The sequence below is a fragment of the Acidithiobacillus albertensis genome, from assembly GCF_001931655.1.
GTDB lineage: Bacteria > Pseudomonadota > Gammaproteobacteria > Acidithiobacillales > Acidithiobacillaceae > Acidithiobacillus > Acidithiobacillus thiooxidans.
Genome location: NZ_MOAD01000001.1, coordinates 1,051,584 through 1,062,660, shown reverse-complemented (window position 1 = coordinate 1,062,660; position 11,077 = coordinate 1,051,584). Strand labels below are relative to the sequence as shown.

17 protein-coding genes are annotated in these 11,077 nt (G+C 57.0%); 3 read left to right on the top strand and 14 right to left on the bottom strand.

Annotation, left to right across the window (positions count from 1 at the left end):
- Positions 1 to 3 precede the first annotated feature (3 nt).
- Positions 4 to 645, top strand: coding sequence for a class II aldolase/adducin family protein (locus tag BLW97_RS05565; RefSeq protein WP_075322589.1), 642 nt, complete (start codon positions 4 to 6; stop codon positions 643 to 645).
- Here the strand turns inward: BLW97_RS05565 and BLW97_RS05560 are convergent.
- Positions 618 to 1,280 carry a putative quorum-sensing-regulated virulence factor gene (locus tag BLW97_RS05560; RefSeq protein WP_024892642.1) on the bottom strand — a complete coding sequence of 221 codons (663 nt, stop codon included), beginning with the start codon at positions 1,278 to 1,280 and terminating at the stop codon, positions 618 to 620. The two genes, BLW97_RS05565 and BLW97_RS05560, sit on opposite strands and share 28 nt — an antisense overlap.
- Positions 1,281 to 1,502: 222 nt before the next feature.
- Between BLW97_RS05560 and BLW97_RS05555 the strand changes: the two genes are divergently transcribed.
- Complete coding sequence (locus BLW97_RS05555) at positions 1,503 to 2,198, top strand: Bax inhibitor-1/YccA family protein (RefSeq protein ID WP_075322588.1); 696 nt, start codon at positions 1,503 to 1,505, stop codon at positions 2,196 to 2,198.
- A gap of 277 nt (positions 2,199 to 2,475) precedes the next feature.
- Here BLW97_RS05555 and BLW97_RS05550 read toward each other — a convergent pair whose 3' ends face one another.
- Genes BLW97_RS05550 through BLW97_RS05495 form a run of 12 tightly spaced genes read right to left on the bottom strand, consistent with a single transcriptional unit; the run spans position 2,476 to position 8,523 of the window.
- A complete protein-coding gene (locus tag BLW97_RS05550) occupies positions 2,476 to 3,015 on the bottom strand; it encodes a glycoside hydrolase family 108 protein (RefSeq protein ID WP_075322587.1) in 540 nt (179 codons plus the stop codon).
- Positions 3,012 to 3,347: a hypothetical protein gene (locus BLW97_RS05545; protein ID WP_075322586.1), complete on the bottom strand. Its 336-nt coding sequence runs from the start codon at positions 3,345 to 3,347 to the stop codon at positions 3,012 to 3,014. The genes BLW97_RS05550 and BLW97_RS05545 overlap by 4 nt, the downstream gene beginning before the upstream one ends.
- Positions 3,344 to 3,688, bottom strand: a complete 345-nt coding sequence (locus BLW97_RS05540; protein ID WP_075322585.1) for a hypothetical protein — start codon at positions 3,686 to 3,688, stop codon at positions 3,344 to 3,346. Before BLW97_RS05540 ends, BLW97_RS05545 begins: the two co-directional genes overlap by 4 nt.
- Before the next feature lie 3 nt (positions 3,689 to 3,691).
- Complete coding sequence (locus tag BLW97_RS05535) at positions 3,692 to 3,910, bottom strand: hypothetical protein (RefSeq protein WP_075322584.1); 219 nt, start codon at positions 3,908 to 3,910, stop codon at positions 3,692 to 3,694.
- Positions 3,900 to 4,715 (bottom strand): patatin-like phospholipase family protein, encoded by an 816-nt coding sequence (locus BLW97_RS05530; protein ID WP_075322583.1) that lies wholly within the window; start codon positions 4,713 to 4,715, stop codon positions 3,900 to 3,902. The genes BLW97_RS05535 and BLW97_RS05530 overlap by 11 nt, the downstream gene beginning before the upstream one ends.
- Complete coding sequence (locus BLW97_RS05525; RefSeq protein WP_075322582.1) at positions 4,712 to 5,176, bottom strand: DUF1003 domain-containing protein; 465 nt, start codon at positions 5,174 to 5,176, stop codon at positions 4,712 to 4,714. The genes BLW97_RS05530 and BLW97_RS05525 overlap by 4 nt, the downstream gene beginning before the upstream one ends.
- Positions 5,173 to 5,550, bottom strand: a complete 378-nt coding sequence (locus BLW97_RS05520; RefSeq protein ID WP_075322581.1) for a hypothetical protein — start codon at positions 5,548 to 5,550, stop codon at positions 5,173 to 5,175. Before BLW97_RS05520 ends, BLW97_RS05525 begins: the two co-directional genes overlap by 4 nt.
- Positions 5,551 to 5,558: 8 nt before the next feature.
- The gene (locus BLW97_RS05515; protein ID WP_075322580.1) at positions 5,559 to 6,302 is read right to left on the bottom strand and encodes a LamG-like jellyroll fold domain-containing protein; all 744 of its coding nucleotides are present in this window, start codon (positions 6,300 to 6,302) and stop codon (positions 5,559 to 5,561) included.
- Positions 6,302 to 7,162 carry a hypothetical protein gene (locus BLW97_RS05510; RefSeq protein WP_075322579.1) on the bottom strand — a complete coding sequence of 287 codons (861 nt, stop codon included), beginning with the start codon at positions 7,160 to 7,162 and terminating at the stop codon, positions 6,302 to 6,304. Before BLW97_RS05510 ends, BLW97_RS05515 begins: the two co-directional genes overlap by 1 nt.
- Positions 7,163 to 7,165: 3 nt before the next feature.
- Entirely contained in the window at positions 7,166 to 7,675 is a 510-nt protein-coding gene (locus tag BLW97_RS05505; RefSeq protein ID WP_075322578.1) for a hypothetical protein, read from the bottom strand.
- 9 nt (positions 7,676 to 7,684) lie between these two features.
- The gene (locus BLW97_RS05500; protein WP_075322577.1) at positions 7,685 to 8,170 is read right to left on the bottom strand and encodes a hypothetical protein; all 486 of its coding nucleotides are present in this window, start codon (positions 8,168 to 8,170) and stop codon (positions 7,685 to 7,687) included.
- On the bottom strand, positions 8,161 to 8,523 hold the full coding sequence (locus BLW97_RS05495; RefSeq protein WP_075322576.1) for a hypothetical protein: 363 nt from the start codon (positions 8,521 to 8,523) through the stop codon (positions 8,161 to 8,163). The genes BLW97_RS05500 and BLW97_RS05495 overlap by 10 nt, the downstream gene beginning before the upstream one ends.
- A 79-nt stretch (positions 8,524 to 8,602) precedes the next feature.
- Here BLW97_RS05495 and BLW97_RS05490 point away from each other — a divergent pair, with 79 nt between their 5' ends.
- Positions 8,603 to 8,971, top strand: coding sequence for an acid shock protein (locus BLW97_RS05490; RefSeq protein WP_075322575.1), 369 nt, complete (start codon positions 8,603 to 8,605; stop codon positions 8,969 to 8,971).
- Here the strand turns inward: BLW97_RS05490 and BLW97_RS05485 are convergent.
- The coding region (locus BLW97_RS05485) for a hypothetical protein (RefSeq protein ID WP_207650560.1) at positions 8,972 to 11,077 on the bottom strand (2,106 nt) is incomplete at its 5' end. It abuts the gene before it with no gap.

The following is an 11,077-nucleotide window of genomic DNA, read 5'->3' as shown; positions in this document are numbered from 1 at the left end:
CCGATGAGCACAGCCAACACATCCGAAGAAGGCGTCACCAAATTCCTGTTGCACTGGACACCGGCCGCAGCTCCTGATCAGCGCGAAATTACTACCTTACAGGACTGGCGTGATGTTTTTTTTGCCCGCCAGCTGATCGGTGCGGATCCACAGCGCTATGGCGGCATCGGTTTTGGTAATGTGAGCTGCCGCAGCCCGCAGGGCTTTCTGGTCAGCGCCACCCAAACCGGAGGGCTCCCGACCTTGAGCGCGCATAATTTCTGCACTGTGACAGGCTGGGATATCCAGCGCAATGAAATCCGCGCCAGGGGGCCGCAGCCGCCCTCTTCCGAAGCCCTGAGCCATGCGGCCTGTTACGCCGCACGCTCTGACATTCATTGGGTATTTCATGTGCACAGCCCGGTACTCTGGCAGGCTGCCGCCCGACTGGGCATGGCGGCCACCCCTCTGGATGCGGAGTATGGGACCCCCGCCATGGCCGAGGCCATCAGCAGTATTATCCAGAATGCTCATCTGCCGGTGTTACTGCAAATGGCGGGGCATGAAGACGGCATCATCGCCGCTGGCAATAGTGCCGCCCAGTGCGGAGCACTACTACTGGAGGCAGTACTGCGTGCTCAGCTTTCCAGTGCCTTGCGCAAATAAAAGTCCATGTCGGTAAGATTATTCAGTGCCCATTTACGGTAGTCATCGGGCAAATCAATAATTTTGACGCCCTTATGCTTACCAAAAGGCATGGTCTCTGGAATACGGGCACGCTCACTAAATTCCCACAGGTCTTCCCAGGAAGAAGGACGCACCGCCAGAATCACCTTGTTGAGCAAAATCCGGCAGAATTTCACATCGGCCAGGGCGGAGTGGGCATTTTTAAGATTATCCCGCGTTTTTTTGCGGTCCTTGCTGAAATGAAACATAAGTGCCGACTGGGAGTGACTATCCACTTCCGGCCACAATTTGCGGGTCATGGCATAAGTGCAAATGCGTTTGACATCGGGTTTACCTATCACACCCCAGTCATAATCAATACTATGCCCTACCAGATAACCCGTATCTTCCGGCAAAGTAAAAGTCCGCGCCGAAGGACAATCCAGCAGTTCTTCTTCAAGAATATGGTGCACCGCCATGGCCCCCATCTCAATGGGCTTATCCGGGCGATAACGCTGCACAAACTGTTCTTCTACTTCCAGGGTCTTGAGATCACTGACTGCCAGCCAGGCCGCTTCGATCAGATCGGGCTCCACCCGCCCCGTGGTTTCCGTGTCAAAAATCAGTGCGCGCATGCTGGCTCCATCATCAATCCGAGAAAAGAATTGCAGGGTAATGATGTGTTCAGCAATGGGCAAGTCACAAATCGCCGATAACTACCGGAACTTTTCGCCGCTGCCAGACTCTTAGCCCCGATCTGCTTTGTTGAAAGTTCAGCAGGACCATTGATTTATCGAACAGAAACCCCCATTCTTCAGATATACCCAAGCACGTTGCTTGTTTGAAGGAGTCCGTAAATGAATCAGGATCAGAACCCCTATCAGTTTCCCGACAGCATGAACCCCCAGGGAAGCCGTACTGGCACGTCCATTGGCGCATTGCTGGGGAAGACCTACGCGCTGCTGGCTGCGACTCTGGTCGTTTCGGCCATTGCTGCGGTTTATGGAATGAGCTCTCCGTTTGCCTATGAACATCCCTTCATCCTGATGATTGGCTCTTTTGCCCTGCTGTTTGCCGTGCAGTATACCGGTGCTCACCGCAGTCCTTTTGCCATACCCCTGGTTTTCCTCTTTGCCGCCGGCATGGGCATGATGATGGGACCCGCGATTGAAATGTATTTGCGGATGCCCAACGGAGCCACCGTCATTGCCGAAGCGCTGGGCACCACGGCAGCCATGTTTATCGGCCTGTCTGCTTACGCCATGACCACCCGCCGGGATTTCAGTAACATCGGTGGATTCCTCATCACCGGACTGATTCTGGCCATTGTCGTGTCTTTGCTGAATATGTTCCTGCTGCATCTGCCAGCCCTGCAACTGGCTATTGCCGGGGTTCTGGTACTGGTGTTCAGCGGTCTGATTCTGTTTGACACCCAGCGCATGGTGCGCAGCGGCATTCAGGAGCCCGTTCTGCTGGTAGTCGGCCTGTACCTGGACATCATCAACCTGTTCATGGCCCTGCTGGAAATTTTTGGCGGCGGCAACCGAAGCTGAATTCATTCGTACCACTTTCCGTCCGTCACCTGCAAGGGGTGACAGACGTAGCCGCAACTACTTGTCCTGCGCTATCCTCCGCGCAATATGAATATTGATTCGCACAGGCAACCCTCTCACCATGCGCTCCACTGAACCAAGCGCGAAGCACACCCCCATGATGCAACAGTAGGTGTTTATAGGGTCGTAAATTGTTGATTTTATGGAGTTAAGTGGGCTGGGCTGTCTAATACGATTGACCTACCAGCCTCACCTAAGTTATTGATTACACATGCGCTCAAACAGTAGTATTAGACAGCCCCTGCAGGTAATTCCGCAGCAAATCGACCCGATTTAACCACCCTTGCAGGAACTCTTGCTGAGACGGATTGGCCGCCGCGTCGTCCTGATACCACTGCTCCCGCAGTGCCAGATACTTCGTCACTGTCGGCCACACATCGCAGCTGTTCGCTGCCCGAAGCGTGATCGGGCCAATGTCCCCATCCTGGTAAACGCCCAGTGCGGCCTGCAGTGTAATGGCTGCACCCCCCACGCCGTGGTTTACGCACCAATCGAAATGTGCGACTCCGAGCTGTAGGGGCATCTGGCCGCAAAAACCAGCATCCCAATAACCCCACTGATAGACGCTTGCAGCATCCAATATGACAATGTTCGCCACATCACTGGATGGCAGTCCCTGCGCCTGGCAGTAGGCGTCCCACGTTGCCTGTGTGACCCCGAAGTTCGTGGGGCCACCGTGGTCGTTGGGATTGTCTGAAAAGCCACCCTCAATGCTTGGGCCGAGGGTGAACTTCAGCGCGGTCTGCAGCGGGGTCATGACGCTTGGAACACTTGGCCGCTGGCCGGAGCAGGTGAAGCTGCCACAACTGCAGGAGCCGCCGCGTTGTGTGCTGCGACCTTCTGCGCTACAAACGCTTGAATGGCCGCAGACGAGCTTTCGTCCTGAGCGACGATCTGCGCCCACTTCGTAGCCATCTGGGCAGCAGTGTCGGTGCCAGCGGACTGCTCGCTAATCACCTGCTGCATGATCTGGATAAATACGGGCGTGAGGCCGAGGATCAGCCCGGCTTCAGGCGATGCAGCACCGGCAATAGGAGCCGCAACCTGCGCGGCCATTGAGATTTCCTGCAAAACAGTTTGTGTGGTCATGGCTTCACTCCGTGAGCGGTTTCGATAGCAGTCAGTGTGGCAATCGCTGCTGTAATCTGACCCAGATTGGCTGAGGACGGGTTCACTCCAGGTCCGCACAGCGGGCTGACTGAGGCATCCACAGTCCCCAACTGCACAATTTCCGGGTAACTGAGCACCCCGGCTTTGGCGAGCGTGAAAACGCCCTGATCCAGACCGATATAATCGGCACAAGTGTTCTGGTAGGTGGCTGTAGCCGAGTTTGGCCCAGTCGCGCAGCCAGCCATCAACAGCGCGGCTGCACCGCCCATCGCAATCTTCGGCAAGCGCCGACGTATCCACGGAATTAAGATTTTCTTCATTGTTCAGCCCTCCTTGGGCGCTTCGATAGGGTTTTCAGGTGCCGCCTTGGGGTCGTTCAGCATCCTGATGATGTGGTAGAAAAACGCGCCCAGTACGAACGCGGTGTATTTTTGATACTGGGCAGCGGGGATCAGCCCGGTGAACATCATGGCGGCAATCACCCCACCGAGAATCACGATGCCGAGCCACTGCCGCGTTGAACGCTCAATCTCAATTTTCATCACTCACCCTCCACGCCTTACCTTCCGCAGAACCCAACCACGCAGTTACTGCGCTGTATCCAATTTGATATAACGTCTCTTTGTCACTGCGCGTCATATCCCGCACAAGAAAACCCCGTCGGCCCACATCGAGCTTGATGACGGGGACACCCAGCGATTTGGCATAGGCTTCGGACTGCATGACGTTGGCTTCGAGCATCATCGAGAGCAGGCGCAGGGCTTGGTCTACCGGGCCGCTCACCGGCTCATCGGAAGTAAACGCAGTCACGGCGAGGGCCAGGCGCTTAGGCATCGTCGGCAGCTGGTTCACCGGCAGGTTATCCATCGTGCCGCCATCCACGTACTCGCCAAGGTACGGCGGGAAAATGAAGGGGATCGCCATGCTGGCATAGACCGCCTCCCAGACTGGCATTTTCGGCACTTCCCAACTGCGCCAGTACGTCGGAGTCTGACTCGCCAGATTACCACTCACTGTCACCAGTGGGATGGCGCAGTCCTCCATCGCCTGGTCCTCTGTGATTTCGCGCAGCCAGGCGATGACATTTTTGTTCGATGCGGCAGTCCAGCGACCGGGCACTGTGAGGTAGCTGTAGTCGATCAGCTCCGCGTAGTCTGCGTCGAGCACGATCTGCTTACACTGTGCAGGAGTGCGGCCTAGGGCGATCAGGGCGGCGGTAATACTGCCTGCACTGGTGCCTACTGGCCGCGTAATCTGAATTCCATTATCAGCCAGTGCGGCCACTGCGCCCACTTCCGCGCCCCCGTTGGTTCCTGCGCCGGATATTGCGCCTGCGATGTTTGTCATGAGTGCGCCTCCACGAGTTCGCGTACCAGGCGCTCGATGACGACCTTGCGCCTGTCTCCTTCTTTAATGGTCTGGTGCAGGCTGGCGTCCCGTTCGGACTCACGGTTGCCCATATCTTCCAGCGACCGCATCAGTACAAGGGTGGACTCCATCATGCCGACCAGCAGTGTCGTCTGGGCGTCGGTCTTGGCGACCAGCTCCGCCGTTCTCGCCGTCTGCTCGTCGGCCTTGGAGCTGCCGACGATCTGGGCGATAACGATGATGACATCCATTTCCGCCACGAAGATGGCAAGAATTAAATTAAGAAAAACAAAGGGGTAACTGTCGAACGGGTGGAAACTGTGCTCCTGCCATTCGACATAGACAATGAGGAACAGGTTAATAAACGCGAAGAACCCCCACATTACCGGCGTCGTAAATGCGGCAAGAGCCATCCGGTCCAGAAAGGAGTGCTGCTTCATACAGCGTGGGTCCACATCGCCACGGTGAGCACGACCACAATCCCCATGAGCGAGATAATCGCCCCGAGCATTGCGCCCTTGGACCGCCCGTCTGCAATGGCGCGTTTTTCTACCAGTACGCGTTCATCGGCTGCCCACTTCGGGAGGCTGTTGAAGGCGTCCGTCTGTACGGTCTGCAGGGTGGCCTGAATCTGGGTAAGCTGGGAGGCTGTGGCGCGGTTGGCGTCTACCATCTCGGTTCTGTAGGTGCGTAGTGCCTCTTCGGTCAACGCAATGCGCTGGTGTAACGCTTGTGCAGTGGTGAGGATTTCCTGTTTCAGATCCTGATGGTCGTTTTCCAGGATGGCTACGCGGGTGTTGAGGTCGTCGGACATGAGGGCTCCTATGCGATTCCGGCGTTGTAGTGGTTTTGAATTTGGGTGGCGGTTAGGGCGCTGTTGTAAATGGCAGCGTTGCACAGCGCTCCACTGAAGAAACGGGCAATAGCATTCGCGCTTGAGCTATTTGCATCATCGGCACCAATTACCCACTCCCCAGTAGGCCCATCAATATTTGAATTAGAATTCGTGGCGACCTGGACACCATTGATATAAAATGCGCTTTCGCTATTTGGACCAATCACGTTGACACAGTGCTGCCATCCCGTCGTTCCGATTGGCGAAGTTGTTGGGTTCCAAGATGTAATTTCATACAATCCTAGAAAATAGTTTCCCGAATTATCGTATGTACCGTTGCTGTTCCCGAAAGAATAACCGTTTTGATAAGTGCCGTTCTTGAGAAAACAACTACCGGGCGGAGTGCTAACCCCCTGGAAGTTAACCCATGCTTCCAATGCCACATTGGCTGTAGCCGATGTAATTAACTGACTACCTGTGACATAACCAGAAGACCCATTAAAAACAGGAGCCATGCCGCCGGCAGGGAATGCGACGGATGCCAATGTTACACCGCCCTCAAAAGTCCCATTGAAGCCATTCCCACTCAAATCATTCGCCACCGTCCCGCCCGTTTCGTTGAGCGGCCAGTAGGCGACGGGCTTATCGGCGAGGATAACACTCTGATAGGCCACAAGCCCCAACACTTTAGGTGCCCCGGAGTATCCATACGGCGTACAGATCAGTCCCATCAGTTCACCCCCACAATACTGAGCGACACGTTCGCCAGAGTGCTGTCAGCTGTACTGGGTGCGAGGACCAGCAGAGTGTCACCCACGCCAAATGACCGGCTTACGCCCGACTCCGTAGCAAACGTGGGTGCATACGCCCCCGCCGCGAAGCTGACCGTACCGATCAGGGTCTGTGTAACTTGCCCCGCAGGAACGTGGTACACGTTGAACGTGGCTGCTGCGGTAGCCGCAGTACCACATGACCCAGTGGACCCGGCAAACTGCGCTGGGATACTTCCGGCCACCGTGGCGCAGTACCCCATAACAATACTACTGGCGGGCAGCGTACTGGCTCCGCCTGAAACAGACATGACCGATACATCTGGGGTGAGCAGGAGCGAGATAGACACCGTTGCCAGGGTGCTGTCTACAGTGCTCGGTGCGAGGACCAGCAGGGTATCACCCACTGCAAACGAGAGGTTGGCCCCCGACTCCGTGGCAAACGTGGGTGCATACGCCCCAGCCGCGAAGCTGACTGTGCCAATCAGTGTCTGAGTGCTGGTCCCTGCCGGAACATGATACACGTTGAACGTGGCCGCAGCCGTGGCTGCAGTACCGCATGACCCGGTGGACCCGGCAAAATTAACCGCTGCAGACGCAGCAGACGTGAGTGTGGCCGTGCCCACAATCACACTGGCAGCCAGCGTAGCCGCACCAGCGGCCAGCACCGTGTTAGTAGGTGGTAGCATCGTTGCATCCACCTGACCACTTGAATTCAGCGCCACCACACTGCCTGCACTCGACGCACCTGCGCTGCTCTGGACGGGGTTAAGCCCCACCAGCTTTCCAGATACCCATTGCAGGAGCTGCGGGAGGGCCATGAATTATGCCAATGTGACGGGCTGTTCGGGGCGGAATTGAATGGCAGTGGCCGATACGGACTTACCCACCACCTGGCTGATATACCCTGCGGTGGTTGGCGGGGTTGTTGACACGCCGCCTGCGGTGCTGAGGTAATACGGAGTTGCGGGAGTGAGTGCTGTACCCGCCGAGCTGTTCTGATCGTTCAGATACACGGTGCCAGTGTTACCAGCAGTGACAGCAGCCAGCACATACCCATCAGCAGGCAGGCCCGTTGAGCAGTCGGCCAGCTGGGCAGTGACCACCCCGGCATTGTTGTAAAGGTTTACGAAATTACCAGCGGACAGGGCCACGCCTGCCGTGGCAACCACACTGTCTACACTGCCGGTACCTGCGGGCAGCATACTGGAATCAAACAGACCAGAGGTGTTCAAGGCCGGAATCATCCCTGCGCTGGCGCTACCACCAACCACGGCGGGGACCACTTCGGTCAGTTTGTTTCCGGTTCCCAAACCTAAATAACGGTTCGTCATGGTGTTCTCCTAAGCAATCAAGACAGGGGCTTGCAGCCCGATGGACATGGATGTGGCGCTGATCGGCACCCCCACAATCTGGGAAAACCCGCTCGTCGGCGGGGTCTGTGTCAGGGGTCCGTTCGGCCCCACAAAAATCAGATTACCCAGCACCCAGTTCCATGAAGACAAGCTCATTTCTCCTAACTGCTGTATATCAATAAGCGTCCCCGAAAGTCCGCCATTTTGCGCGATGCCAATAACATTTCCCGCCTGCGTGGCGTCTCCACTCTGCGCGGGAACCGCCTGACCATTCACCAGTGCGATGGCGGTGTTGGCGCTGATGGTGACTGCTGCGGTCGCCTGAACGGCCTTAACCGAGCCAGCGGGTCCGGGCGGTCCTTGTTCTGCCCCTGACACCACGGCAGACGTAACCGGCTCGACGGCGGCAATCGTGGCTCCCGTAGCTGTTACGGTAACGACGCTGGCACTGCCATACGCGCCGGTTACGGCCATACAGTCACTCCGGGATTAACAGTTACGGAGCCTGCGACCGGCGTGTTCACCGTCACTCCGTCCGCCATGAGCACTTCGATGTCGTACAGGCCACTAAGCAGGTTCTGGGCGTCCGTGGCACTGATGTTCACTTCGATGGTTCCAGCCGTGCCGCCCAGAGTCAGACCCGACCCGTTGGTAGTCAGTGCGGCACTGGAGAGGCTGAGCAGTGCCGGATCGCCGTAGTTCTGTTTGATCTGCATGTTCGCCACGCAGCCGGTCAGGTCCACAGGTGTGCCACCGGCAGTCCAGGTGAATGTGTAGGGGAACGTATCGCCCTGCTGCACGGCCAAGTTAATTTGTGCTGGGATCATGTCGAACCTGCTAGTCACCGTATTACAGTCACGCTATCATGAGGAAAACTGAAATCGCGCCATTTTGCGGGGGTGGGAAATGAGAAAAATAAGTTTGGTGCTGGCGGTTTTGATGGGGCTGAGTGGTGCGGCTTACGGGGCGGACTGGGTGCAGACAAACAGTACCCCTGAAACGAAGATTTGGCTGGCTCCTGCACCTGCGGCCCATCAGGTTTGGGAGAAAATTAAATACTCCACTCCCCAAACTGCATCCGACCATAAGTATCTATACGATAAAATTGTTCTGCTCCCCCAAGCAGATTGTAAGAGAGGCTCGTTACAGATTATTCAGTCCGTTTCTTATTTACGCGGCCACATTGTTTCAATGTCTGGCGCATCTGCACCTGTTTACCCGCTTCCAGGTACGGGCGGCGCACAGATACTGCACATGCTGTGCGCCAAGAAATAGTCAGGGACGGACAGCAATCGGCGGCATGGGGTGCAGGCCGCGCCCACTGAACTCACCTAACCGCAGGCGCTGCATCGGTGTCAGGCTGTTCAGCATGTGATGGCGCATCAGTTCGCTGTAGTCCTGTCCGGTAATGAACTCGTGGGACCACGGCGCGGCCTTGGCGTAAGACTGGATAATCTGGTTTCCTACTGCGCTCAGACCTTGGCTACCCGGCTGTTCCATTGATGCCTGCAGGTCTTGCAGAGCCTGGTCCTTCACCAGTTTACTGACAGTCTGGGCGTACCGCGCCTGGCCCAATTCGTCATAGCTGTCCTGCAGCCTGGTAGTAGGTAGCCCAATCGTTGCAGCGGCAATCTGAGCCGGTGAACTTTTCATCACCGTGGAGCCTGTTGGCGTAGTGAACCGGCCCGTTTTGGCGGCTTCAGCAGAGCGAATCAGATTTTCTACCAGCGGAACCGGTAGGCTCCGAGCGGCCTGCATCCAGTTATCGTTAGCCGCTGCCCGCGCAGTGTTTACTCCGCCCATAATGAACGAGGTCGCTGGTGCGGCCTGATCCGCAGGGATGAGGTGCAGGTTCTGGTTAGCCACGTCCCCACCCAACTGCACCAAATTGTTGCCCACGTTGTTTCCCAGCCCTGCAAACTCTGACAAGTCGCTGCCAAATACGTTGTGCAGACCGCCGTGCATCGCCAGTTCCGCCAGCTTGGGCGGCAGGTTTTTAATCATCCCTTCGTTGATAAGCGCCTGTGCCCCCTGCCCATCCCCCAGGCTGCCTAAGTGGTAGCCGTGGGTCGCCATCCATGCAGACAGCCCGTTGTAACCAGACTCTGCATCCTCAGCCAGCGGCAGCGCCTGATAACCGCCCAGCCCGGCTGCACCAGCTACCAGTGCCGCGCCAATCAGGGGGTTAGTGCGGGCCATGTGGTGCAGCATACTCAGGTTTCGCGCTTGCGGGGTAGCAAACTGGAGCATGGTTCGGAGATCCCCGAGCTTACCAAGCAGCGGGATGGTGTCCTCGCGCTGGTAGTTCTGGTTGCTCAGGTTACTCATATCACGGGCGTAAGTTTCCGGGTTCATTTCCGGTATGCGTTTACCCTGCTCGTTCATATCCAGACCGAGGGGCTGCTTACCGGCTTTCAGGAGCGCGGCGTGTTGGCGCAGTGCGGCCAAATAAGTTGCCATGCGAAGGTGGTTTTCGGTCACTGCAAGCGGTGACATTAGAGCGTGTTCCACTGCCTGCCGCCCTACGCTGCTGCCACCATGAGCACCGAGCACGAGGTTGGCATACTGCGGAGCCAAGTCGCCCGCCTGGTGGGCCTTCCACATGGTTTGCGTTTCTGCTTTGGTCAGCCCCGGTACTGCTTCACTTTTATCTACGGCAGCACCCAGAGAGTGGGCGGTCAGGCCGACTACATCCTTCAACGCCTTGGTGTAGCGTAGGCTGCCCATTCCACGCTCATTACGGGACAGGTTTGCCATTGCAAACGGCATGTTCTGCAGGGCGTACAACGGGGCTTTCAGGTTGCCACCGAGCATCGCCAGCCCCGTGGCTGACCGGATAGCCTTTTCAAATCCCGGCTGCGCCCCATCTGCATGAAGCCCTTTTTCGTAGGCTTCGGCGTAGGAGGCCAGTCCTGCATTGCCGCTCTGGCGAATTCCCCGCATCGCGTCTGCACGTTCGCCCGCTGTGCGGTGTGCGCCCATCTGTTCGCCGGTGAAGACTGCCCAGTGTGCCAGCGCCTTGCGTACATCATCATCTTCGCCAGCTATATCTTTACGTTCGACGTGTTTGTTAAACCCAGTGGAGTCGGCATCCACCACTTGGCGGAGCAACGCCAAACGCTGGTCGGTACTCAGCGCCACGCCATCGTCGTTCAGCCCTTCGAGCAGGCGTTGAGCAGCTTCCATCCCCAGGCCGCCTTGCGCCGGTGCAGGCTTACGCTCCACTTGCGTGGTTGTTAAACAGCGTGCAAAAGTTGCCAGAATTGGGTGGAAAACAGCGTGTAAATTGACCACCTGATATCCTGCCGGATTTGCCGGGAGGAAACTGGAGTGATTTGCATGGAAACCATAGCCAAAGTGCGCCGTCTGTATCATCTGGAC

Excerpts from the sequence above, each read along its gene's own strand:
- BLW97_RS05520 (WP_075322581.1), bottom strand. The coding sequence starts at position 5,550 with ATGTCCGACGACCTCAACACCCGCGTAGCCATCCTGGAAAACGACCAT.
- BLW97_RS05555 (WP_075322588.1), top strand. The coding sequence starts at position 1,503 with ATGAATCAGGATCAGAACCCCTATCAGTTTCCCGACAGCATGAACCCC.
- BLW97_RS05550 (WP_075322587.1), bottom strand. The coding sequence starts at position 3,015 with ATGACCCCGCTGCAGACCGCGCTGAAGTTCACCCTCGGCCCAAGCATT.
- BLW97_RS05495 (WP_075322576.1), bottom strand. The coding sequence starts at position 8,523 with ATGATCCCAGCACAAATTAACTTGGCCGTGCAGCAGGGCGATACGTTC.
- BLW97_RS05530 (WP_075322583.1), bottom strand. The coding sequence starts at position 4,715 with ATGACAAACATCGCAGGCGCAATATCCGGCGCAGGAACCAACGGGGGC.
- BLW97_RS05540 (WP_075322585.1), bottom strand. The coding sequence starts at position 3,688 with ATGAAGAAAATCTTAATTCCGTGGATACGTCGGCGCTTGCCGAAGATT.
- BLW97_RS05515 (WP_075322580.1), bottom strand. The coding sequence starts at position 6,302 with ATGGGACTGATCTGTACGCCGTATGGATACTCCGGGGCACCTAAAGTG.
- BLW97_RS05490 (WP_075322575.1), top strand. The coding sequence starts at position 8,603 with ATGAGAAAAATAAGTTTGGTGCTGGCGGTTTTGATGGGGCTGAGTGGT.
- BLW97_RS05535 (WP_075322584.1), bottom strand. The coding sequence starts at position 3,910 with ATGAAAATTGAGATTGAGCGTTCAACGCGGCAGTGGCTCGGCATCGTG.
- BLW97_RS05545 (WP_075322586.1), bottom strand. The coding sequence starts at position 3,347 with ATGACCACACAAACTGTTTTGCAGGAAATCTCAATGGCCGCGCAGGTT.
- BLW97_RS05560 (WP_024892642.1), bottom strand. The coding sequence starts at position 1,280 with ATGCGCGCACTGATTTTTGACACGGAAACCACGGGGCGGGTGGAGCCC.
- BLW97_RS05565 (WP_075322589.1), top strand. The coding sequence starts at position 4 with ATGAGCACAGCCAACACATCCGAAGAAGGCGTCACCAAATTCCTGTTG.
- BLW97_RS05510 (WP_075322579.1), bottom strand. The coding sequence starts at position 7,162 with ATGGCCCTCCCGCAGCTCCTGCAATGGGTATCTGGAAAGCTGGTGGGG.
- BLW97_RS05500 (WP_075322577.1), bottom strand. The coding sequence starts at position 8,170 with ATGGCCGTAACCGGCGCGTATGGCAGTGCCAGCGTCGTTACCGTAACA.
- BLW97_RS05525 (WP_075322582.1), bottom strand. The coding sequence starts at position 5,176 with ATGAAGCAGCACTCCTTTCTGGACCGGATGGCTCTTGCCGCATTTACG.
- BLW97_RS05505 (WP_075322578.1), bottom strand. The coding sequence starts at position 7,675 with ATGACGAACCGTTATTTAGGTTTGGGAACCGGAAACAAACTGACCGAA.